This is a genomic window from Stenomitos frigidus ULC18 (assembly GCF_003003795.1).
Taxonomy (GTDB): Bacteria; Cyanobacteriota; Cyanobacteriia; order Leptolyngbyales; family Leptolyngbyaceae; genus Stenomitos; species Stenomitos frigidus_A.
On the sequence record NZ_PVWK01000014.1, the window covers coordinates 65,120 to 88,716 of the forward strand.

Annotated in this window: 20 protein-coding genes; 8 read left to right on the forward strand and 12 right to left on the reverse strand. The window is 52.6% G+C overall.

Annotation, left to right across the window (positions count from 1 at the left end; genetic code table 11):
- Nucleotides 1-87 precede the first annotated feature (87 nt).
- Nucleotides 88-600, reverse strand: coding sequence for a GbsR/MarR family transcriptional regulator (locus tag C7B82_RS02345; RefSeq protein WP_106254702.1), 513 nt, complete (start codon nucleotides 598-600; stop codon nucleotides 88-90).
- Nucleotides 601-1,452: 852 nt separating this feature from the next.
- Here C7B82_RS02345 and C7B82_RS02350 point away from each other — a divergent pair.
- Nucleotides 1,453-2,661, forward strand: coding sequence for a hypothetical protein (locus C7B82_RS02350; RefSeq protein WP_106254703.1), 1,209 nt, complete (start codon nucleotides 1,453-1,455; stop codon nucleotides 2,659-2,661).
- Nucleotides 2,662-2,701: 40 nt separating this feature from the next.
- Here the strand turns inward: C7B82_RS02350 and C7B82_RS02355 are convergent, their stop codons facing one another.
- From C7B82_RS02355 to C7B82_RS31875, 4 genes are all read right to left on the reverse strand, one after another.
- Nucleotides 2,702-3,883: a homocysteine biosynthesis protein gene (locus C7B82_RS02355; RefSeq protein WP_106254704.1), complete on the reverse strand. Its 1,182-nt coding sequence runs from the start codon at nucleotides 3,881-3,883 to the stop codon at nucleotides 2,702-2,704.
- Between the two features lie 49 nt (nucleotides 3,884-3,932).
- Nucleotides 3,933-5,237: an FAD-dependent hydroxylase gene (locus C7B82_RS02360; RefSeq protein WP_106254705.1), complete on the reverse strand. Its 1,305-nt coding sequence runs from the start codon at nucleotides 5,235-5,237 to the stop codon at nucleotides 3,933-3,935.
- 136 nt (nucleotides 5,238-5,373) lie between these two features.
- The gene (locus tag C7B82_RS02365) at nucleotides 5,374-5,742 is read right to left on the reverse strand and encodes a hypothetical protein (RefSeq protein ID WP_146141029.1); all 369 of its coding nucleotides are present in this window, start codon (nucleotides 5,740-5,742) and stop codon (nucleotides 5,374-5,376) included.
- A 9-nt stretch (nucleotides 5,743-5,751) separates the two neighbouring features.
- Nucleotides 5,752-5,916 (reverse strand): hypothetical protein, encoded by a 165-nt coding sequence (locus C7B82_RS31875; RefSeq protein ID WP_181357314.1) that lies wholly within the window; start codon nucleotides 5,914-5,916, stop codon nucleotides 5,752-5,754.
- 945 nt (nucleotides 5,917-6,861) lie between these two features.
- Between C7B82_RS31875 and C7B82_RS02370 the strand changes: the two genes are divergently transcribed.
- On the forward strand, nucleotides 6,862-8,568 hold the full coding sequence (locus tag C7B82_RS02370; protein WP_106254707.1) for a DUF1565 domain-containing protein: 1,707 nt from the start codon (nucleotides 6,862-6,864) through the stop codon (nucleotides 8,566-8,568).
- Between the two features lie 78 nt (nucleotides 8,569-8,646).
- Here C7B82_RS02370 and C7B82_RS02375 read toward each other — a convergent pair whose 3' ends face one another.
- Nucleotides 8,647-9,996, reverse strand: a complete 1,350-nt coding sequence (locus tag C7B82_RS02375; protein WP_106254708.1) for a D-alanyl-D-alanine carboxypeptidase — start codon at nucleotides 9,994-9,996, stop codon at nucleotides 8,647-8,649.
- Between the two features lie 140 nt (nucleotides 9,997-10,136).
- Between C7B82_RS02375 and C7B82_RS02380 the strand changes: the two genes are divergently transcribed.
- Entirely contained in the window at nucleotides 10,137-10,790 is a 654-nt protein-coding gene (locus tag C7B82_RS02380; RefSeq protein ID WP_106254709.1) for a cofactor assembly of complex C subunit B, read from the forward strand.
- Between the two features lie 144 nt (nucleotides 10,791-10,934).
- Nucleotides 10,935-11,444, forward strand: coding sequence for a DUF456 domain-containing protein (locus C7B82_RS02385; RefSeq protein ID WP_106254842.1), 510 nt, complete (start codon nucleotides 10,935-10,937; stop codon nucleotides 11,442-11,444).
- 105 nt (nucleotides 11,445-11,549) lie between these two features.
- Here C7B82_RS02385 and C7B82_RS02390 read toward each other — a convergent pair whose 3' ends face one another.
- The 3 genes from C7B82_RS02390 to C7B82_RS02400 all read right to left on the reverse strand — a co-directional run bounded on the left by C7B82_RS02390 (nucleotide 11,550) and on the right by C7B82_RS02400 (nucleotide 15,901).
- Complete coding sequence (locus tag C7B82_RS02390; protein ID WP_106254843.1) at nucleotides 11,550-12,266, reverse strand: class I SAM-dependent methyltransferase; 717 nt, start codon at nucleotides 12,264-12,266, stop codon at nucleotides 11,550-11,552.
- Between the two features lie 166 nt (nucleotides 12,267-12,432).
- Complete coding sequence (gene ppc, locus C7B82_RS02395) at nucleotides 12,433-15,522, reverse strand: phosphoenolpyruvate carboxylase (RefSeq protein WP_106254710.1); 3,090 nt, start codon at nucleotides 15,520-15,522, stop codon at nucleotides 12,433-12,435.
- 133 nt (nucleotides 15,523-15,655) lie between these two features.
- Nucleotides 15,656-15,901 carry a hypothetical protein gene (locus C7B82_RS02400; RefSeq protein WP_106254711.1) on the reverse strand — a complete coding sequence of 82 codons (246 nt, stop codon included), beginning with the start codon at nucleotides 15,899-15,901 and terminating at the stop codon, nucleotides 15,656-15,658.
- 260 nt (nucleotides 15,902-16,161) lie between these two features.
- On the opposite strand from C7B82_RS02400, the gene C7B82_RS02405 reads away from it, so the two are divergent.
- From C7B82_RS02405 to nblB, 3 genes are all read left to right on the forward strand, one after another.
- Nucleotides 16,162-19,380: a DUF1574 domain-containing protein gene (locus C7B82_RS02405; RefSeq protein WP_106254712.1), complete on the forward strand. Its 3,219-nt coding sequence runs from the start codon at nucleotides 16,162-16,164 to the stop codon at nucleotides 19,378-19,380.
- 58 nt (nucleotides 19,381-19,438) lie between these two features.
- Nucleotides 19,439-19,942, forward strand: coding sequence for a CBS domain-containing protein (locus C7B82_RS02410; protein WP_245939695.1), 504 nt, complete (start codon nucleotides 19,439-19,441; stop codon nucleotides 19,940-19,942).
- A 152-nt stretch (nucleotides 19,943-20,094) separates the two neighbouring features.
- Nucleotides 20,095-20,754 (forward strand): phycobilisome degradation protein NblB, encoded by a 660-nt coding sequence (gene nblB, locus C7B82_RS02415; RefSeq protein ID WP_106254713.1) that lies wholly within the window; start codon nucleotides 20,095-20,097, stop codon nucleotides 20,752-20,754.
- A 197-nt stretch (nucleotides 20,755-20,951) separates the two neighbouring features.
- Here nblB and C7B82_RS02420 read toward each other — a convergent pair whose 3' ends face one another.
- Entirely contained in the window at nucleotides 20,952-21,155 is a 204-nt protein-coding gene (locus C7B82_RS02420; protein WP_106254714.1) for a hypothetical protein, read from the reverse strand.
- A 367-nt stretch (nucleotides 21,156-21,522) separates the two neighbouring features.
- Between C7B82_RS02420 and gloB the strand changes: the two genes are divergently transcribed.
- Nucleotides 21,523-22,296, forward strand: a complete 774-nt coding sequence (gene gloB / locus C7B82_RS02425; RefSeq protein WP_106254715.1) for a hydroxyacylglutathione hydrolase — start codon at nucleotides 21,523-21,525, stop codon at nucleotides 22,294-22,296.
- A gap of 149 nt (nucleotides 22,297-22,445) precedes the next feature.
- Here gloB and C7B82_RS02430 read toward each other — a convergent pair whose 3' ends face one another.
- Together C7B82_RS02430 and C7B82_RS02435 are read right to left on the reverse strand one after the other, a co-directional pair.
- A complete protein-coding gene (locus C7B82_RS02430) occupies nucleotides 22,446-22,949 on the reverse strand; it encodes a DNA recombination-mediator protein A (protein WP_106254716.1) in 504 nt (167 codons plus the stop codon).
- 60 nt (nucleotides 22,950-23,009) lie between these two features.
- Entirely contained in the window at nucleotides 23,010-23,588 is a 579-nt protein-coding gene (locus C7B82_RS02435) for a PadR family transcriptional regulator (protein ID WP_106254717.1), read from the reverse strand.
- Between the last annotated feature and the right edge of the window lie 9 nt (nucleotides 23,589-23,597).

Below are 23,597 nucleotides of genomic sequence, written 5' to 3' on the forward strand. Positions count from 1 at the left end.
TGCGGGAGTGATGAAGACGTAACCGATCGATCTAGAGCGATGAGACACCCAGCACAGGAAGCGATGAACGATGAGCGCTCTGAATGATTAATTGAGCCGCACTCGTTCGTTGACTGTTGTTACTTTTAACCCGTTAGACTGGCGCTGCTCCCAGCGTTCCATCATCAGCGGCAACTCTTGTTCGAAGAACGCATGGATATCATGCATTTCTTCTAACCGTTGACGCAACTCTGGTGTCTGACTGTCAATCAGCTTCAAGCCCTGTTCAGCCAGTTCACGAAACGTTTTGATCTGCGTAATGCGTTGCGTTGTCAGCTCAGCCCAAGCGTTCGGTTTAAGCCGAAAGTAATCTCGCCGCTGGCCAGGAAGGCTGGTACGTTCAATCAAACCTAGCTGCATCAATAGACGTGTCATGGTGCTGATCGATCCTTTACTTGCTTGCAGCACGTCTGCCAGTTCACTGGGCGATTGATGCGGCGGGTTAGAAATCAGCAACCAGCCCAAAATGCGCCCTGCCATGCGCGGCAACCCAACGAGCTCGAATGAGAGTCCGACTGTTTCGATAAATTGCTGGTGTTCGAGCGGCGGGATCGACTTCATCAGAATTGAGTTCAGTTCCTAACAGGAAGGTTGCGCTTATAGCTACAAGCTAGCACAATCAGTTCAACATTTACTGAACTTAGAAGACTTACTGAATCAAAGTAGTAACTGCTAACGAAACCGATGCCCATCGCCTTCATTCATCATGCTGGGCACACATGGTTTTGCCATCCTACGTTGGTACTTGATCTTTTATTTTTCAGCCGTTGGTTGAGCGCTTGTTAAAAAATAACTGCACCCGTTGGGATCAATGGAAAGGCGGGAGTGGGCTCATGACTAACGGCTAAAACTCGGAGCTCTTAGGTCTGTTGACCGCTATTAGCTTTTCGTCGAACACTAACAACCAGCAACCAACAACTATAGCTATAGCCATACTGGTTAGGACGGGGTGCAGGGGTGGAACCCCTGGTTGGGGGCACGCCCCCACTCCCCTTTGATCCCAATGTCCTAAGCTTTGTGACAACAGCTATAACTGCTAAGGAAAGCGTTTGAAATTTTAAAAGCATTATGTTCGTGTAGCTACACATTCTAGGCATAAGGGGCCTAGTGCCCTTTTGATTGGCCTTCTAGCATTGTCTAGTCGCTTTTAGGCGATTGTGGTTGGGTATGATAGGTCTATTCATCTTGCTACGGCTCGATCGCCCATGTTAAGACTGAGTTCTTACTGCTTTCTTAACGTCAAACGCCTCCGTACTGGAAGCATTTGACACAAACCTGCTGCAGACACCCATGTCCATTCATATTCTTTTTTTGTAAACCTTGCGCAAACCTTGCGGATTAGTCCATGGCTTCGATGCATTCAGTACAATATGCTGACTGATGCAATCGTGCGCTCAGACTAAGTTAACGCCTATGAGTCCTTCGCCTGACCGCTCCTCTCCATCCTCTAAGCCTCCCTTGCCCGACGAAATTCCTCCTATGACAGAACAGCCCTCTGCTGCTTCTGATGCGACTCCAACGGATGCATCCCCTGCTAAAGAAGCCGCACTTGATCAATCCTCTGATGTCTCAGCTAACAGCGCTGCTTCAACCGAAACAGCGCCATTGGTGCCCAAGCGACCGCTGATGCGTCCCGTCAGTCGTCCTCAACCACCTGCCCCACCGCCTGTTACGCCAGCACCTGTAGAAGTGGTTTCTAAACCGCCGAAGCCTGAAGTCGCGCCGACACCAGTAGAAAGTACTCCTGCTGTCGTGGCGGCTGACGCTGATTCTGGACAAGCGTTGATTCGGCAGCAGCCCATTCCGCCACCGAGTGAACCCAAACAGTACCGCGCGATCGGCCTGGTTCGCGGTCGGTATACACCGTCTGAAGAGCAGTTTACTCGCGGTGCCATGATTACCAGCGAGGGTACGGAAGTTGAGGCCGTGCTGCTGGGGCGCGTGATGAGCCTGGTACGGAACCATCTGGATCTTGAACAAGAGCATTTGTGGGTTGTGTATCCCCGTACCCGTGAGATGCGGCAGGATTTGCATGTGCAAATTGTGGGCGTTTGGGAACCGGAAAAGCTGAACAAAAATGCTGAGGGCGAGATTGAGGATGAGCCTGAGTCCGAGGCTGAGACCGACGACGCCTCTGAGACAGCCACGCCTGTAGACACGTCGCCCAGCAGTGCCGCGTCCAACAGCCCCGCTGAGGATTCAGGGTTTGACGAAAACTACTTCTCAATTCGAGGCGAAGTGGTGTTTTACTCTGCGGAAGAGGGACAGATTGTCGTCAAAATTCAGCAAGCTCCCCGTAAAACGGCTGACCGCGAGAAGGCATTCAAACTCCGACTGGACGGTACTCTGAATAGCCCTAAGGCCTTGGGATACTTTTGGGATCTACAGGTCGAGCGACGGCAGGCTGCCCTGGTCGTCACGAGTGGTACCGCGATCGGTCTTGTGCCGCCGAAAAAGAAAACGGCGGGTGCGAGTGCTGGCTTGAAGCGGGGTGGCGATCGACGTCCGCCACAGCGTAAAGCACGTCCTGTTGGTGCTAGAAGTGCTGCGCCAACAGGAGCACCGCGTCGCGAGCCCTTGCCCAAACCTGTCAAACGGACTGAGCCAGCAAGCGACAGTTAGGAAGATTGGGCTTTAGACAAGATCCTCTAAAGCCCAATCATTAGTCGATCGGAATCTGTGATCCCCAAGCATCCTGGGGACGAAACGTTTGATCCGCAGGAATCGGCGCCACAAATTCTGTCAAAGTAAACGTACCGGCTTCAATCCACTGTTTCAGCTCGATCGCCACCTGTCGTGAGAGAAAGAGGCTGGCAAGTGGAGCGACTCGAACACTTTTGCCGTCGATGGCAATGCGTCCTAGCTTCAGTTGAGAGTAGCTGACCAGGCCAAAGGTTGGACGCACCCGCCGAGGAATGGAAAAATCGACGACTGGTGCAACCAGGTCTTGATCCTGAACCGTACAGCGTGCGACGACTTCTTCATGCAAGACGGGTAGTGGCACACCGACCCCCAGCATGAGCGAGGGGCCATAGCTTTTGAAATAGCAACCCCGTACCCACCGGGCATCCATTTGTTTCGCATCGCCAATCAGCGCCAGCGTTGCAGCAGGCCCGATCGGCGTGCGGTTGGGCAAGCGACGTTGCAAGGGAAAGTGTTGGGTGCCCTCCCATGCCACATAGCCGATGCCACCGCCCAGAAAAATGCGAGTGCCAATTCCCACCAGCTGCAAGTCTGGATCATTAAGGAGGGGAGAGATCGCACCGGGATTGGAGTAAACAGCATTACCCAAGCGGGGCTGAAGCGGACCCAAGTAGGTAAAGAGAGGGCGATCGCCGCCATTCACCCCCACGATAAAGTTCTGGTAAAGATTGCGTGGGTTGAACAGGTAAAATTGATTGATGGTATCGCGCGTAATAGTAGTTTCAAACGAACTGCGTGGATAGCAATCTGTGACTTGTCCGAGCGCCCGTAGATGAACCGGTTTGCCTGCAATTAAGTCCTCAATGACATAACCACCACCCTTCTCGCGCATCTCTTCGCCATCGGCAGCTTCCCCAACCTGCGTTGCGCCAAGATAAAGATCAACCGCACCAAACCCGGCATAGGCAGGCACGCCATCCAGCCAGCATTGACGAATTTTGATTGGTGGATCGGTATGCCCCAGATTGAGAATAGCTCCAGACGACTCCATTGGCTCAAAGGTGCCAGTGGTAATGACATCCACTGTTTTTGCCGCTTGCGTGACACCCATCTCAGCCACCCGTGCCTTCAGCTCTTCCACCGTCCACACAACGGCACGCTGCTGGCTAATTTTGTCATTAATCTCGGCAATGGTTCGCATAGAGTTAGCGCTGTCTTTCTGCTACACCCTACACCCTACACCCCAAACTCTAATCCCTGGCTTCTTTCCCAGGGCGTTGAGCGATCGTCGGAACACGACCACTCAGCCCAGTCATGAGTGTCAGGGCAATGCGTTTAGCTGGCCGCAGCGATCGCAAGGTCCACAGCCCCAAGCGGCGCAACACCACCAGCGGCAAGACACGGTTTGAGAACATACGATTCAGTACATCTGTAAAGCCTAAAACCAGAAGATTTTCTCGTTTGCGCCAGCGTTCATAAGGCCGTAGCACCTGTAGCGCTCCAATATCTTGACCCTGTTGGTGAGCCGTCTGAAGGATTTGCGCCAGCGCTGCCGCATCGCGAATACCGAGGTTGACGCCCTGCCCACCCACCGGATGGCAACAATGTGCGGCATCGCCAATTAGCGCTAACCGAGGCAGCACATAGCGATCGCTCTGCATGAGCTGAACCGGAAAGACATAGCGCTCTCCCACCAGCGACAAGGTACCCATTTGATCGCCATACCGCTGTTTGAGTTCCCTAAGGAAGTGCTCATCATCTAAAGCCATCAGTGCCTCTGCTTCTGCTTTGGGAGCCGTCCAGACAATACGACAAAGATTATTTGGCAACGGCAGAATGGCAAAAGGCCCATCAGTCTGAAAGCGCTCGTAGGCAATGTTGTGATGCGGTTCTTCAGGTTTGATGAAGGCAACTACGCAGGCTTGCCAGTACTGCCAGCCACGAGTGCGGATGCGTGCTTGCTGTCGAAGCGACGATCGCGAACCGTCCGCCGCCACCAGCAGCCGAGTCCGAAGTTGGTGTGTTGCACCCGCTTGCAGCACTTCTAGCGTCACACCGTCTGTTTCGGTGCTGGTATGCACCAACGCAGCGGGGCATACGTAAGTGACATTGGCGCACTCGCTTACAGCCGTTCGCAAAGCCTCTAGCAGCACTCGATGCTCTGCCACGTAGCCCAACACATCGGTACCCAAATCTTGCGGCACAAACTGTACGGCTTCTGGGTCACCTGCATCCGATAGCCTAATTTGTGCGATCGGGTTAACCCCAGGGCGCATGTGTCTCCAGACACCCATCCCATCAAAGATACGGCTGGACGACAGATTAATGTGATAAGCCTGCCCTCTAGCAACCGCATCCGACTGAGGTTTTGCCTCCAGCAACGCCACCTGCAAACCAGAGTGTTTCAGTGCGCAAGCTAGCGTCATACCCACCAGCCCACCACCAACAATCACGACATCATAGTCCACTCGTTTAAGCGTCGGTTCCAGGCTTGCTGCTGCCGATGCTTGCAGAGTGTTTGGGGGCACGATCGCGTCTAGCTGTTCCAGCGTCATTTTGAGAAAGCTTCGTAAAGCGGGTGAAGGCTTCGTTACACTCCTTCATTGTGGCGTGAATCCCTACAGTGAGCAAGTTGGCGTCGGGTCATGTTTTAACCAGATTTTTGTTTTTTATCTGTAGGGATGTTATATGTCACGTCCCTACAGATAAAAGAACGCTCTCATCGCTGACCGCTGACCGCTCCAGTTTAGACACCCTACCTTCAAGAGCCGTCAGCCGATCTTTGGCTTCGATCGCCAGCACTGCCAGCCGATCGATGATCTGGGGATCTGTTGGATCAGTCGGACTGCGGGGAACTCTGCTGGGAGTGGCTGGGCGCGAAGTCGAAGGCGCTTGACGACTGAGTTGGGCAACCTGAGAGCGAAGCTGGTTAACTTGCGATCGCAGCTCAAAAATGTCGGCTTGTAAATTCGATGCTGACTGGGCAGGGGTACGAGCCTGTAAGAACAAGATTGTCAGGAGAATTACAGTGATGAGCATTAACCCCGCACGGCGGATCATTCAGTCACCTCACGTTGCGCTACCAGTAAAGAGACTGCGAAGCAACGTCCAAAGTGTCCAAACAAACACAGACACAAGGGTCACGATCATCAGCATTGCTAGCACTGAAAACGGAGCCATGATCACCATGAACAGCAGTGCCAGCAATAACAGCGTCCAAAGAGAATGTTTCATCTTGCCTACTCAAGCGGTCTATGATTCTAACTCTAACGAATCGCTTCGAGCTGCCCCTCTAGCGTTAGCAGGATGATCTGAAAAGGCTAGTGATGCGAATCAGCACCAAGCACAGTCAAGTTGTTGACGAGTGTTGGATAAGGCAGAGTAGCAGCAACAAAGCCAACGACTGCGAAGCAAAGCAACGTTGGAATGAGCCTGGGTTTAGAGGGTTTCATAGATCTAAAGTGGGAAGCGCGAGCGAAGTTTTACCAACTGTGGAGGCTATTCTCCAATGCCAACGTACTCTTTGACGGTGGCGCACCCGTACAGCATCTGAATGATCTACACGAGCAACCATTGCCATTACGCAAACATTGACCTTGGGAGGACGATCGCCGCACAAGCAATATGTGCTTACTTACCCGTATAGGCAAAACGTCGAACGTTAAATCTCAAACATAAAGGTCAGAAATAAATTTTATCATCAGTATTAAGTTGAAGTATCCTCTATAGGACTTACGCACTTGCCCCCAAATCCCCAACCCTGGGGGCTTTAATAGCTTTAGTTCCCCTAAACTTGGGGGCTTGGGGGAAAATTCTAGTCACTTCTGCGTCAGTCCTACTCTAGCGAGACGCTTGTGCTGAGCGGCACATGCCAACTTGTGTAGCGTCAGCGTCAGGTAATTCAGTGCAGGCCGAAGTTACAGGTTCCAAGCACTGATTGACTTTGACAATCCGAAGCATGCATCGCTGTACCCCTTGGACTGTCTGGATGCTAGTCGCCATCTTTTAGTAGACCAGCACACTGGTAGACCCTAAGCCTGCGGAAACAAGTACTGTTGCCGCTCTAGGATCACACCTGACGGAGAACAAGCTCATCATCCTTTCGTCTTTGAAGACAGCCTCTAAAATCGATGCCATTCAGTGCAGCATCGCTCCAACCCTCAGTCATCAGCACATACCATGTCGTACCAGAACGCTAAAGCCGCACAATTAACGCACAGCAACGATTCGCTACAGAAACACTGCCATATTCAAAAAACAGACGCTGTTCACTGTCGCACACACAGCGCCCTCAAGGTGTTTCGCGTTGGCGCCTTGATGCTTCTATCAATTGGAGGCGTAAGGGTAGGGATGATTACGCCAGCGGCCGTTGCTCAGGTTAAGTTGCCTCTCATGTTGGCGCAAACACCGCTTTCAGCAACGCTCATTTACGTGAATCCGGCATCTGGTACCGACGCGCCTGGTGCCGGTACTGAAGGTACACCGTATCGCACGATCGCCTATGCACTCCGGCAAGCCACACCAGGAACGTATGTGCAGCTAGCGCGAGGCAGCTATACAGAGTCGTCTGGTGAGGTCTTTCCACTGACCGTGCCGACTGGAGTGACCCTACGAGGCGAAGAATCTGAGAAGGGACAAACGGTGGCAATTATCGGTGGTGGTAATCTGATTAGCCCGACCTTTGCGCGTCAAAATGTGACGCTGCAGGCGGGGAAAGATACCGAAATTCGAGGCGTTTCGTTTACCAATCCGAATACGCGTGGCACCGGCATTTGGGTCGAGTCCGTCAACCCTAAAATTACCAACTGCACGTTTAACCGCAACAATCGGGAAGGCGTTTTTATCACGGGGACTGGCAACCCTGTCGTTTCCAATAGCGTGTTTACCCAAAACGGTGGCAATGGTCTTTCAGTCGCCAACCGTGCCAGCGGTGAAATCAACGGCAACGTGTTTCAAAATACGGGCTTTGGGATCGCGATTAGCAATAGTGCTGCACCCAGAATTACTGGCAACCGTATGATCGAGAACACAGACGGGCTCTACATTAATGACACGGCTCGCCCTGTTTTGCGAAATAACACGATCGAAAACAACAAGCGGGATGGCGTTGTCGTGACCATTAATGCCCAACCAGACCTCGGCACGGCGGACAGCGCTGGCAATAATGTGATCCGCAACAACCGTCAATTCGATCTCAACAACACCACCAGTAATACGCTCTATTCGGTCGGCAACACGATCGAACCACGAAAAGTTGCCGGTCGTGTGGCCTTCGTTGGCCCTTCAACTACCAGCAGTGGCTCTGGTCAATTTGCTGATGTGCAAGGTCATTGGGCACAGGGATACATTGCCGCTCTCGCAAAACGAAACATTATTAGCGGCTTCCCTGGCGGCACGTTTCATCCAGACGATCCGGTAACACGGGTGCAGTTTGCGGCCATCATCAATAATGCGTTCACACCACCCGTCAGACAAAAAGCCACTCAATTTAAGGACGTCAACAGCCGCTTCTGGGGCTATACAGCCATTCAAGCAGCCGCTAGAGGTGGCTTTATGCGCGGCTACCCCAAGGGTGATTTTCGACCGAATCAGGCCATTCCCAGAGTGGAAGTACTGGCGGCTCTGTCCAGCGGGTTGAATTTTAAGGCTGGCAACACCAGTGTTTTGTCGCGGTACCAAGATGCGGCACAAATTCCATCCTGGGCAACGACCAGTGTGGCCGCAGCCACTCAACGCAGAATTGTCGTCAACTATCCGACGTTAGTGCAACTAAACCCCAACAGAACTGCGACACGGGCAGACGTTGCTGCGTTTGTGTATCAAGCAATGGTGAATGCGGGTAAAGCGGACGCGATCGCCTCGCCTTACATTGTTCTAGCGCCTTGAGCGGTCAGCGGTCAGCAGTCAGAAAAAAAGCTGATAGCTGATAGCTGATAGCTCTCCAAAAACACGCCCCTTTCATCGTCAGTTGCTGGAGTAAGTGTTGACCTCTAAGGCCGATCGCACAGCCTCCGTGCGATCGCTGGCACCCAGGAGCGTGGTGATCGATTGCGTGCTGACGGGAGAGAGTGCTAGCGGTCTGGTCGAAACGGTACCCCATTGTTTGACCAATGCTTGTAGGAGTTGGTCTTGTCGATCGCGCAAGTCGTCGAGATCAGTGCCCCGGTTAATCATGACAAACCAGACAAAGCCACGATCGCGCGTGGGCAATACGCCTGCCAGAGCGCTGACATCATTCAGCGTGCCCGTCTTTACCACTGCATCCTGAGGAATTTTGCGATAGTCGATCGTGCCACCATCCACGCCAGCGATCGGAAACAGGTCTGCGATCGTCAGACTGCGGAACTGCAAGTAGCGCTGCAGGGTGGCAAACATAGCACAAATGGCTCTGGGCGAAATCTGGTTTTCTGTACCCAGACCAGAGCCATTTTTCAGTTGAATTTCGGCTTGAGGGACATCCGCCGCGATCGCTGCCTGCTGAGCAACCACGCTCGCTCCTCCTAGCGAGTTAGCCAGGGATTCGGCAATCACGTTGTTGCTGTAGATATTCATCAGCTTGAGAATATGTGACAGCGGCAACGAGCGATGCCGCAAGAGCAGAATTTGCTTGGGCAGCAGATCTGCGCCGTAATTGATGACCTGCACCGTACCAGCGATCGTTACATGTGGGCGAGGGGTTCCACGTGGCAAATTCCGATATTGGTCGGCGGCCTCACCAGACCAACGGTTGGCATCCAGCGCCTGCTTGAGTAACGCGCCTGCTTTTTCTGGCTTGGTTTCAAAGTTCATTAAGAAATTGCCTGTCAGCACCAGATTGCCAGTGACTTTCGTCACGCCAATGCGGTTCAGCTCGTTGCCAAGGGCGATCGCTTCTTCCCAGACCAGCAAAGGGTCACCACCACCCTGAATCACCAAATCACCTTGCAGCACGCCGTTTTGAATGGGGCCTGTAGCACTAATGAGTGTTTCAAACTGGTGATCGGGTCCCCAGGTTTCTAGAGAGGCAAGCGACGTTGCCACTTTAGTTAATGAAGCAGCAGGAAGTGGCGTTGTGCCCTGATTGCTCGCCAGAAACTGGGTACCCGACTGGAGCCAAACGCCTTGTGAGGTAGTAGCAAGCCCCTTACGGGTGAGTCCTTCTAAATAGCGCTGTAGCGTTGTCTCTGCTGCTGCATCCGGTGCACCAGGCAGCACAATCCAGGGAGTATCTTGCCACAACGCACTGACCACATTGCCATGACTCACCGCAGGACGGGATACCCCCGCCATGTTGAGCCACAGCGATACGAGTCCAGAGCTAAATAATTCCAGCAATCCCTGCCTCCCGACAATACCAATGAAACTATAGTGCGAAACCCACTCTCAAAACGGTGCCACGTGACGGCCGCTTAAGCGTGACAAGTTTTTGGATTGGTTCCAAATAGAATGAATATAGAGGCTTTTAGCGTAATGGAATGACTAAATCCGATCAAAATCAGGTTTTGCGTTTACTGCCGATCGCCGTTGGTGGGCTGGCTGGCTGTTTGCTACTGGTAAACCGTCTACTCACCCCTGATCTAACCAACGCTCAATCACGATCGGATGCACTCGGTGTGATTGTATGCGCCGTTTTGATTCTAACGGGTTTACTCTGGCAACAGGTGCAGCCTCGCACCCCTGAGCGGGTTGACCTCATCGGCGACGAAGGCTTTGAGCTTGACCCAGACTTGCCAGATGAACTGAAAACCGAGCTTGCCTGGGCCTCACATTTGCTGCTGACCAATACCGTAACGCGATCGCTCATCGTCTGGTACGACGATAAAATCTTGCTACGACGAGGCATTCTGGCGACCAAGCGAGAGATCAGCATCGGTCCCATTCTACAGCGTGTGTTAGAAAAGCAAGCGCCCGTGTATTTAGTCGCACTCAAGGTTTACCCTGGACGCATTGAGTTTGACTACTTGCCAGAAAATACCCAGGGAGTGATCTGTCAGCCTCTTGGCAAGCAAGGCGCGATGATTCTAGGTGCCAATGCCCCCCGCAGCTACACCCGCCAGGACGAAAAGTGGATTAGCGCGATCGCAGCGAAGCTGGAACATACGCTGAGTCAGTCGCTAGAAGTTATTTAAGATTGGTCAGTGGTCAAGATTAATTCAAAACTCAAAATTCAAAACTCAGAACTCTCTAGCCTGTTGGCACGAAGCGCTACTGAAAACTCAAAACTCAAAACTCTTCCCCGCTCCCCTGCTTCCTCATCCCTCATCCCCTCCCCCATGCTTCCTCTCTATTGGACACTCGTTGCGGTTATGGTCATTGGCATTATTGGTGCTGTTGTGCCTGCCATTCCGGGCATTAGCCTGATTGCGATCGCCATTTTCATTTGGGGCTTAGTCAATGGGTTCGGCAGCGTCAGCATTCCTCTGACGGTTGCGATCGTGTTCCTGCTAGCGGGTCTTGGGGTCGATTTTTTGGCGACATATTACGGTGCGAAGAAGGCGGGTGCCAGCAAATGGGGGCAGATTGGTGCGATTGTGGGTCTTGTCGTTGGGATTTTGGGACTTTGGCCAGCACTACCTGTTGGTGGTCCGCTGCTAGGCATTCTGGTCGGGCCAATCTTGGGCGCGATCGTGGGCGAATTTATTTATCGTCGGGATCTGAAACTGGCGGCAAAAGCAGCGCTGGGAATTGTCGTTGGTTCGCTAGTGGGCAACCTGATTCAAGGGGTGCTGGCGATCGTCACAGTCGTAATCTTCTTGTGGACAACCTTTCCAAATGTCAGTTAGGGGATTTGCTAGCAATTAGCGAGCCATGCGCTGTGAAAGAGGGATCGGGGAGTAGACTCAAAACTCTTAAACCTTACTGATAGCTGACGGCTGAACGCTGAACGCTTAAACACCTTGCTTCCCAAACACTAGAATGTGCTGTTGCGGTAACGTCTCCTTTGTTTCGAGCCAGGTTAACCCAACGGCTGACATCTCTTTGCGAACCTGCCGCTGCGTCATTTTGTGCAACGCTTTAATAGGAATGAGGGGATTCTCGCCGCGATATTCAACGAGCACGACTCGCCCATTGGGTTTGAGTGCCTGCACGATCGCCTGCATCATTTCTCTAGGATGATCAAACTCATGATAAGCATCGACCATCAGCGTCAGGTCGATCGACGCATCCTTCAGGTTGGGATTGGTGACGCTACCGAGTACCGTTTCGACGTTAGTGATGTGTTTTTCCTGCTTGAGGGCATTCACAATCTCCAGCATTTCTGGCTGCACATCCACTGCCAGCACACGTCCTTGGGGGAGCAACGGACTCATGCGGAAGCTAAAGTAGCCCGTACCGGCGCCAATATCCGCAACGACATCGGTTGGCTTGAGGTCAAGGGCTTTAATCAGGGTTTGGGGTTGCTCTTCGCGCTCGCGGCTGGGGCGCTCTAGCCAGCCTGCGCCAAGATGGCCCATCACTTCAGCAATTTCTCTGCCCATATAGACTTTGCCAATGCCGTCATGGCTGGGCGATCGCTGCTGATAAACAGCATCGGCGTTGGTCAGAGCGGCTGTACTGGCAGGCAGCGATTGACAGCCAGCCAACAAAACCGTGGCGCATAGCATCCAGGGGAGAAGCCATCGCCACCCACATTGTCCATGAGTTGTCATCAACCGTGTTTCAGTAAGAGGTATTGTCAAGAAATAATGTTAAGGACTGATCAGCCAGTAGATAGCTGCCAGCTTTTTTTGACTGCTGACTGCTGACTGCTGACTGCTGACTGCTGACTGCTCAGCCTGTATTCCGCATACCAGCCGCAATGCCGTTGATGGTGAGTAAGGCACCCCGCAGCAGTTCGCCTTTGCTATAGCGCGATCGCACCACACCTGTAACCGCTTCGGTATTATGCTGCCGCAACCGCTTAAGGAGTGACACCTGCAAGAAGCCGAGGGGGACGATCGTGCCGTTTCGCAACTGCACCGATCGCTGCAAATCGGGATCACCATCGAGCAGGCGCTTGTGCCCAGTAATGGTCAGCACCATGTCTCGGGTCAGATAGTATTCGTTTGAAATTTGTTCGTAGACTGGCTCCAGTCGTTCGCGGTCTTCTGGTTTGGCGAGTTCGTGGACATAGTGCCCCGCAATTTGCAGATCGACTTTGGATAACGTCATTTCGGCTTTAGAAATCGCCATTTTGAAAAACGGCCATTTGAAGTAGAAATAGCGCAGCAGCTTCAGATGCTCTTCGGGATGTTCGGTCAAAAAGTCGCGGAGAGCCGTCCCCAGACCATACCAGGCAGGCAGCAGGAAGCGGCTCTGCGTCCAGCTAAACACCCAGGGAATCGCCCGTAAACCACTGAGATCCCGCTTACCAGCACCGCGACGGGCAGGGCGTGAACTAATTTGCAGTTGGCTGATCTCTTCGATCGGCGTCACCTGCAAGAAGAAATCAAGAAAATCTGGTTGTTCATAGATCAGGGCACGATAATGGGCGCGCGATCGTACCGCCAGTTCTTCCATAATTTCATGCCAGGGCTGAATATCGTCAAAGCCTGTGCGTAGCAAACTCCCTTGAATCACGGCTGTTGTCACCGTTTCCAGGTTGTAAAGTGCCAGCTCAGGCAGCGAGTACTTCGATGCCAGCACCTCGCCTTGCTCTGTAATTTTGATCCGTCCATTCACGCTGCGACCGGGTTGTGCCAGGATCGCCTCGTAGGCTGGCCCACCGCCCCGTCCCACCGAGCCACCGCGTCCGTGAAAGATCCGTAGTGCAACGCTGTAGCTTTCAGCAATGGTTTGCAGGGCTTGTTGAGCCTTGTGAATCTCCCAACTGCTGCTGAGGAACCCGGAGTCTTTATTGCTATCCGAGTAGCCCAGCATCACTTCTTGAAGCAAGGCGGGTGCGTCTTCGTCTAATTTGGCATAGCCGCCTGCGATCGCCGCTCGATAGAGGGGTAGCTCAAACAGGTGCTTCAAGACAGACGGTGCTTTCTGCAAGTCTTCTACGGTTTCAAACAGCGGTACGACATGGAGGGCACTCACACCTGTGGCAGGATCGTATAGTCCAGCTTCCTTCGCTAACAGCAGCACTTCTAGCAGGTCGCTGACCTCGTGGCTCATGCTGATGACGTAGGTATTGCAGACTTCGGAGCCAAACTCCTGCTGGAGTCGCCGCACCATGCGAAAGGTTTCTACCGCTTCACGCGCCTTGTCCGAAAAGTTCAGCTCGGTAGGAATCAGTGGTCGGCGCGTTTGCAGCTCAGTGGTCAGCCAGAGCGTCCGCTCATATTCAGTGAGCTCGTTATAGGGTTTTGCCAGTAGTTGTAAATAGTCGGCAATTTCGCTAATGGTGTCAGAATGACGCGTACTTTCCTGGCGAATATCTAAGTGAGCCAGAGTGAAGCCATAGATTTCGACCTGACAGATCAACGTTTGTAGGTCACGGCAGCTGAGTCCCGTCTCAGTCAGGCTCCGCTCAATCAGCCGCAGTTCTGCCAGAAAGGCGGCACCAGAACTATAGATGGTGTTGGGGTTACAGTCGGGTTCATCGCCACGCAGGCAGTCGCTGTTGTTGATTTTGCCATTGCGATCGAGCGTGTTCTCCAGCCGCTTCTGAATGTACGCCAGTTTCAGGCGATAGGGCTCTTGCCGATAACGAATCGCCAGTTGGTCGTAAATATCGGGCATTTGAAGCTGATCTTGTTCCAGCGACTCTAGCAGATCTGGCACCACATCACTCCAGTGCAGCGACAGGCTCAGCAAATCTTTCAAACGGTGGATTGACTGGATGTATTTTCCCAGCACCATACCCCGCTGGTAGCACGCTGTTTGCCAGGTGATTTGGGGGGTAACGGAGGGGTTACCGTCGCGATCGGAGCCGACCCAGGAGCCAAACTTACAGAAGTTGTTACTGGGTGGGTGCATCGACGGGAAAGAAGCGTGAAGTGCCTGCTTGAAGCGCTGCTGCAGTTGTGGAATGGCATCAAACAGCACTTCCTGGAAATAGTGGAGCGTGTAATCGACTTCATCCAGTACCGTCGGCTTAAATTGATGCAGCTCGTCGGTTCGCCACCATAAGCGAATCTCTTCGGTCAGCTGCTCTCGCAAGACTTCGGCTTCCCATGATGCGGCTGGAAGACCCTGCGCATTCAGGCGATCCTCAACCTGATCCAACTGGCGCAAGATGCGAGCAATCCGACGCTGCTTATCGCGAATCGTGTGCCGGACAATTTCAGTGGGGTGCGCGGTGAAAACCAGACGAATATCAAGCTGATTAATTAAATTTTGTATGTGCTGGGGAGGGACGTTAAGGCTTTGAAGCTTGGGAAAAAGCCAGTGAAACGAGCCCATTTCCTTACGGGCTTCAGGGTCTTGCAGGCTTTTTTCGAGTAGATCGGCCTCAAGCCTGCCCAGCGGCGTTGAAGACTCGCCGCTGGCACCAGGGAAGCCTGCGATCGCCGTACTTTCTACAGCAACAGAAGAGGCCGTATCGCGAGAGGCTCGGTACTGCTGCTGTTGGTCGCGCTGTTCATAATGCTGTTCAACAATGTTGATCAGCTGGAAGTAAAGGGCAAACGCACGAGCTGCCCGGATCGCTTCGTTAAGATCCAGCCGTTCGACCACCTTCAGCACTTCTGATTCTAGAAAGCTGGGCGCTTGACCTTCCGGCGAACAGAGGTCGCGCAATTGATTGAGCAGATCGACCAGTTCTTGACCACACTCCTGCTGCAGCACAAAGGCCCACAGGTCTTCAATGATCTTGAGCCGATGCCGCAGAAATAGATCAGATGTGGATGTCACAGGCATTGCCTCGGATACTCTGGATTCGGTTGCCGTGCTTAAGCCCGATCCATCATCTGACGAAGGTCTTGTCGAACTCATGGGGCTGCTCTTTGCGAAGATCTTTCAATAATTCTATGGGGTAATCTCTGCTTTTGTAGTTGCAGGAGAACCAAATTATTTGCTGTGAGTCAAATAAATTATGTTCTGTGAGTCAAATGCAGGTCAAATGACGTTAAACAGACGTAGAGTTATCCGGATTTGACTGCACAGTCTTGGGGAAATTAAGCACGGGGAGACGATCGCCGCGAAAGATTTCTTCACTCAGCAACCCTAGTTCTTGAACGGCCTCCGTTAAAACTTTACTGCCCACCAGGGCTACCAGTAAAGGGACGGTCGCCAGGCTCAGCAGAAGCTCTGGAGCAACCAAAGGCTTTGTGCTAGTGCTTACTGGAGACGTAGATGGTTCAGAAGGTGGCATAATCAAAAGCTCGTGAAGTTTGGAATCTACCCATTAAAACGATGTGTCGGTTACAGGCGAAGCCTTTAAGATAGGCTAGCGGTTCTAGTTATGATTATGGTGCAAGCTCAAGCAATATAAAGGGGGAATTTGAATCAGAGTTTAGGGAGAAATTGTGCCAAGTCACTGGGTATGTGTTATCTGTATGGGGCAAAATGACGGCACTTAAAGCTTCATTCTGGATTAATCGCACTGGATAACTTGCAATTGTTAAGGCGCTCATGCTGGATGTACATGGACATAATCCTCCGTCTGCTCGTAAACAAGGCTGCCTGGGAGGAAGCGGCACTTCGCTGGATGATTGGATACACCAGCGGGTAAAGGTGCCACATTTACAGGTGAAAAGCAAGCTGCGTGGCAATAACCTTCATCTTTTATTTGAAGGAACACCTTGCCCCGATCGTGCTGTCATCATGCCGCCACTGACAGAGGCTCTGTCTGCGATGGCACTCACCCCACTATTGCCACCGCAGTCTCCTCCAGTTTACAGGATCATTGCCTACGGTCGGTTGTTGCAACAGGCTCAACCTGAGTGGACAGAAGCCTTTGTGCCTCACCCTGATCAGCCTCCACACGCGCAGCAAGCTCGCACAACAGCAACGCCACCACTCGCAGAGGTAGCGGGGACAACGCCTCAAGAGTGCAACATTGAAGCAGCCAGCATTCATACACTCAGTGCCGCTCGTCAGGGACAACCTGAGGCGATCGCACGCCACTTAAGTGATGCTTTTAGCACGCTTGGCGTTGCCGTTCGCGTCAAGCTGGAAAAACCCCAAAAGCCTCCTCAAGAGACACCTTCGTCTGCCACTCCCCACTCCCCACTCCCCACTCCCACGCCCCTTAAGCGTCTCCTCATCGCCTGTGAGTCGGCTTATAGCCCAGACCCATTGCTGTTTGCAGAGCCAATCGCGCAACGCTTACGGGCACTGGAGCTCAATGGATTTCAGGATGCCCTTGTCTTCGGGCAAGTGGCTGGTGAAACGCGAACCGAGTGGGTGCTGCGAGTTGATCTCACACCACCTGAGGACATTCTCAAGACGTGGGCACACTGGGGCGACGTGCAAGCCATTACACGCTTACTCAACCGCACTCTGCTCTCTGAAAAGGTACAAACCTCGGCTCTCCTTAAGGAAGCGACGTTGCATTTAACCTGCCGCAGCACGCAGTCTGCAACGCCTGATAAGCTGACGACGATCGCGGCCATCGTGCCACTGCTAGAAACCCTCTCACCACAGGGTATTCGTGCTGCCACCATCTATGGTTTTGCTCATCAAGAGAGTAGTACCAATCTCCTGAGTGCGACAGCGACACCTGCCCCTGTCTGGGTACACTGGCTCGATCTGTCTCCCGATCCACAGCCCCTATCCACCTTTGACCTTGCTCAGAAAGGCAATTTAGACGCGATCGCCTTTCTGCTCACGCGGATGCTGAATCCTGATCTAGACCGTAAATTAGGCACGGGTGGCATTCGGGTACAGGTTCGTCAAAAAGCAGATTTATTGCACATCATGGGCGAAGCGCCCCTTTGCCCGTTGCAAAGTCAGATGGGTGTTGCAATCGCTCGCTTTTTGAAGCCGTTGCAAATACCCACGATCGCAGGTGTTCGTATTTACGGTCGCCGATCAGGACAAAAACAACCCCTCTGGAGCTACGGTGTCGATTTTAGCGCCCGCGATCGACTGGTGCCTGAAGCAACGCCCGAATTCGCGGTCTCTGATGCGTATGTGGGTGATTTACTCTCGCCGCCGGGAGCGCTTGCCCTTCGAACAGAGGAAGCATCCGAAGCCTCACGCTCCTTTTTGAGCACCATCGTTGCAAGTGCTATTCAGCGTGTGCAGCGATCGCTCATTTGGTCGCAGCTTTTTGTGCCTCTGGACTCAGCTCAGCTCGGCTCTAACCTGACGTACTCGTCTGATCTGACTGATTTGACAGCCAAGCGTAGTGTAAAAGTGGCGGCTGTTTGGAGCGCGATCGGAGTACTGCTCGTTGTCCAATCTGACTGGTTGCTCAACCGCTGGCTTCAAGCGCCACCGCCAGCGCCGATCGCCGCCAGCCAACCATCACCTGCGGTGGTACCGCCGCCAGCAGGTTCACTGTTTCCAGCGTTGTCTATCAATCCAGGTAAGGCTCACGACAAGTCCGCTTTCAATGCGTCCGGTTTTACCCAGCCTGGTACGTCATCAGCGTCTCCAGTAGAGGGCGCTCCTGCGGCAGAGACGGTTGCTTCTACAACGCTGCCCGCTTCGCCACTCCGGCCTAAAGCAGATGGTCTAACGAAGGGTTCAGAGGCGTATCCCACGTTTAACAGCCGTCAACTGGATGAGAAAGTAGCCCTTTACCAAAGCTACTTGAAGGAGTACGGCACTCCTGATGTGCTCATCATCGGTAGCTCACGGGCCTTGCGTGGCGTTGACCCGATCGCGCTCCAAAAAGCATTGGCTGACCAGGGTTACGCAGGCACGAAAAGCTTCAACTTTGGTGTCAATGGCGCTACCGCTCAAGTGGTTGATATGATCGTGCGTCAGCTTTTACCACAAGAGAAGCTGCCCAAACTGATTTTGTGGGCTGATGGTGCCCGCGCCTTCAATAGCGGTCGTGCGGACGTAACCTACAATGGCATTGTTGCGTCTGATGGTTATAAAGCTCTAGCTGCAGGCAATCCACCCATTCCTGGTACAGCAGTCGCTCAAGTGACAGGTGGAACAAAGCGCCCTGAGCCAGCCTCAACGACTTCCGTGACTGAGGACCCACCCACTTCTTTATCAGGCGGCTATCAAACGGTTAACCAGGAACTGAATCGACGGCTAGGCACATTCTCCGCCCTCTACTCCCAGCGCGACCACCTCAGAGTGTTCTTGCGGGATGGACTGGTGAGCCTACTGCCGCACAGCCTTTCTAAGGTCGTCTCTGGTAGCGCGATCGCGTCCAATAATCTTAGCGATGCGACGAGCCCGGGGGCAGCGGCGGCCAATGCCCCAGCGTCTGTGCTTGCCGAGGGGCAGAGCGCGGTCGATATTGATGGCTTCCTGCCCTTGCCAAACCAGTTCAACCCAGCAACGTACTATCAGAAGTATGCCAGGGTAAACGGCGATTACGACTCTGACTACGATTCTTTTAGCCTTGAAGGCACCCAAACGCAAGCACTAACTAACCTGGCTCAGTTTAGTCAAACGCACCAAATTCCCCTTATCTTCGTCAACTTACCATTGACAAACGACTACCTCGACCCAACCCGGAAACGGCACGAGGAGGATTTTCAGCAGGACATGCTGCGACGCGCAACCCAGTTAGGCTTCATCTATCGCGATCTGAGCCAAGCATTAGCCAATCAGCCCGATCGCTTCTCCGATCCGAGTCATCTGAACCGCTACGGCGCCTATGCCGTCTCCCACCAACTGGCAGGAGATGTGATGATTCCCTGGAGTCAGGCGCGACGGTGAGATAGCAGTCTGTAACATCGTATGAATCGGCGCGGGTTGCCCTTCACAGTTCCCTACAATGAAGGCAGAAACGCTACAAGGGTTCCAAACCAGTATGCTCAAGACTGTTGCCGATATTATGACCCGTGACCCGGTTACGGTAACGCCTGAGACGCCACTTACAGAGGTTATTCGGACGATCGCCGAGCGGAAAATCAGTGGTCTTCCCGTGGTTGATGAGGCGGGCAAACTCGTTGGGGTCATTTCTGAAACTGACCTGATGTGGCGCGAAACAGGAGTCACACCACCGCCCTATATCATGCTGCTTGACAGCGTCATCTACCTGGAAAACCCTGGTCACTACGAACGCGAATTGCATAAGGCGCTTGGGCAAACCGTAAAGGAAGCCATGAGTCAAAAACCCATTACCGTCACTCCCGATAAACCCCTGCGGGAAGCCGCTCAAATCCTGCATGAGCACAAAATCCACCGTCTGCCAGTACTCAACGCTGACGGGCAAGTGGTCGGCATCCTTACCCGTGGCGATATCATTCGAGCGATGGCAGCGGAGCAAGACAGGTGAGGAGGGAGGAATAAGGGGAGAGGGCGAGTTTTGAGTTTTGAGTGAGTTGAGCGGTCAGCAGTCAGCTTTCTTCTAAAAATTAAAAACTCCTTCTTCCCCTGCTTCCTCTCACCTCACCTATAAATCACTTTAGAAAACGAGATTAATTACCTATGAGCATTACACCTGAATCGGTTGGCGTCTTGTTAAAGTCGTCGGATTTTGGCGATCGCCTGCGGGCAGTCAACCACATCAGACAGTTGGCACCCGCAAACGGCTTTGAGCTGATTCAGATTGCCATGCAAGATACCAATCCGCGGGTGCGCTATGCGGCTGTAAGTCAGTTAGCGACCTTGGGTAAGCAAAATCTTCCTCACGTGACAACACTCCTGCGCGCTAGCTTGCATGACAATGACCCAGATGTACAAGCAGCAGCAGCCGATTCGGTGGGGGCACTTAAGTTAACGGATGTTTTTGAGGATCTGCAAAAGCTTTACCACAAAACCTCTGAGTGGTTAGTCCAGTTCAGCATTGTGGCGACTCTGGGTGAACTGGGCGACGAACGAGGTTTTGCACTACTAGAAGCAGCGTTGCAATCTGACAATGAACTGATGCAAACAGCGGCGATCGGGTCTTTAGGAGAATTGGGTGACGATCGCGCCGTTCAGCTACTGGTTCCTTTTGCGACCAATCCCGATTGGCAAATCCGTTATCGGGTCGTTCAAGCACTGGCTCATCTGAAGGGCACAACCGCCCACGCAACCCTGGAAATTCTGGCTCAAGATAGTACAGAACAGGTTGCCCAAGAAGCCCGCAACGTTTTAAAAGGCTAGAGCGATAGCCGTCACCACAGCGTTTAGACCATTGGGGGCAAGCGCAGAAAGAACGTACAGTCAACCACGAACCTTTGCCTCCTGTCCTAACCTTGATGACTATTGCCATAAAAAAGGGGCGTTGCTGCCAACGTCCCTGACCAACACAGAGGTGAAACACAACGACTAACAATGAAACACAGCGTTCAAAAAATTGCCTAATCAATAAGTTTCAGGCGACCAGTTTGAATGTAGTCAAACACACGATTAATTTTGTTGCGATCGCTATCAGTTAATTTTTGTTCGGCAAGCAAGACAGAGGTGAGCTTGAGATGCTCTTGTCGAGACATTGCACCAACTGCAAGGATGTGATCGACCAGTTGATGAATAGCCAAATTCGGTTTACTTTGAATGCTCCGCATGCTGCCCTGCCCCGTTCGCGTTAATTTTGTGCTTGCTATAGATTTATTTTTCCCCCCACTTCTTATCTTCTAACAATGATTTGATGATGACTGTGTGCTGGCGTCGAGCGGCACTGTGAAGAATCGATGAAAGGTTGGTTGGGAGACAGAAAGCGGAAGGCAGGAGGCAGGGGACGAGGAGGAGGCAGTGGTCAAAATCAACTCAAAACTCTCTAGCTTGTTGGCGCAAAGCGCTACTCAAAACTCTCTAGCTTGTTGGCGCAAAGCGCTACTCAAAACTCAAAACTCAAAACTTTCCCTCACCCCTCACCCCTCACCTACTCTGCTAGGGTAAACAGGTACCCACAATGTTCTGGAAGGGCGCATGATGCAGGTTTATCGGCTACCAGCTCTCTCTGACAATTACATTTTTTTGCTGCACGATCGAGAGCAGAACATCGCAGCGGTGGTTGATCCGGCTGAGGCACAGCCTGTTTTGCGGCAGTTAGAGGCACTGGGTGCAACGCTGGTGGCAATCTTCAACACCCATCACCATGCGGATCATGTCGGGGCAAATACCAAACTGTTGCAGCAGTTTCCTGATGCCGTTGTCTATGGTGGTGCGGAAGATCGAGGCAGAATCCCTGGACAGACCGTATTTTTGCAGGAAGGCGATCGCGTCTCGTTTGGCGATCGTATTGCCGATGTGCTGTTTGTTCCTGGTCATACTCGTGCTCACATTGCCTACTATTTTGCGCCAGTCACTAACGGCGAAACAGGCGAGTTGTTCTGTGGCGACACCCTCTTCGCGGGCAGTTGTGGCAGGCTGTTTGAAGGTACGCCCACGCAGATGGTGCATTCGCTCGGCAAACTGCGCTCGTTGCCAGACAATACTCGCGTTTGGTGCGCTCACGAATATACGCTGAAGAACCTGGAGTTTGCTTTGACGGTCGATCGTTCGAATATCGCGTTGCAAGAGCGCTTAGCTGCAGTCAAGCTGTCCCGCAGTCGCAATGAAGCAACCATCCCATCAAATTTGGGAGTCGAAAAACGGACAAATCCATTTTTGCGTTGGGATGACTTGGGGTTGCGTTCGATCGTCAGAGCCGACAACGAGATCCAAACCTTCGCCCGTTTACGAGGCATGAAAGACCACTTCTAAGGCGATGAAAGTTTGTACTTCTGTCTCACGTAAGGTCTTGCGTCACTACATGAGACATCGTTCGTTTGCTGGAAAGCTTTTAAGGGCAAAACCTTCAACGTCTTTAAAAAGCCGGGATTCTACAGGCAGTGAAGCGCTGAGCCGATCGCCTAGTCAAAGTAGAACAGCGTGACAATCTTGCGCTGATCTTCGGCTTCATGGCAGGTCGTTAGCAATGTTTGGCTGTCATGAAAGGCAAAGCAAATCAGCTGTTGACAGCGCGAAATAATTTCGGTGTTGCAGAGTGCGCTGGCTTCTGCCAAAGACAAAGTATCGTTGCTAGGATTTTCGACCAGATGCATCACCTGCTCTAACTGCTCGCGAGACTCACGCGGTTGGCGTTCCATACTTTGGGGCAGGATCACGGTCAACAGCGTCGGATCTGCACGCATTGCACCCCGAATAGCCGCTTGATTGGTACCAGTTGCCCCTGACGTGATGAGGCGATTGCCCTCTAGCACCAGGGCATAGCTCATCATTTCGATCAAGTTTTGATGGGTAATCGGAACGTGACGAGAGCCGAGCAACGCAATGCGCTTGGAGCCTGTTTGCTGAATGGTCGCCAGTTCTTGTAGAAAATCGTCTACCTTGGGCAGGTCTATGGACTGACTCAACGATGCTATCAACCTGAACAACCTAAATATATTAGCAGACAGGATATCGTTAAATCGTTATTAATCGTCCGATCGCGTCTTTACCCCATCCTCTAGCCCCTCCCCCTCTTCTCGCAAGCACGCTAGAGCTTCATCACACCAGTCAATCCAGTCAGTTTCATACCGGACGCCTTTACGAAGCACCAGATACTGAAGTTTGTCCTTTAAAGACAGCGACTCAGGCGTTTGAAAAAACGTTGCCTCTAATTGGCGATAGTGAGCCAGTTGATCGACATGAAGCTGGCGATGATGGGTCAACTGCTGCCGGACAACCTGAAGGGGCACCAGCGACCCGACAAAGATCTTAACCAGCAGTGCTTCTTTAATCGGTGTGGTGTCGCAGGGTTCAGCAATCCAGTGAGTGAGCTGGTGCTGGCCCATGTCAGTGACTGTGTAGAGCTTTTTATCGGGGCGACCGTCTTGAAGCACAACCGCCGACTGCAACCAACCTTGCGCTTCGAGCTTGGCCAACTCGCGATAAATCTGTTGATGAGTCGCCTTCCAAAAACAGCCGACCGATTCCTCAAAGCTCTTGGTCAAGTCATATCCACTTTTGGGACAGTCAACTAGAAGCGCCAGAATTGCATGGGCAAGTGCCATCGTCTTTCA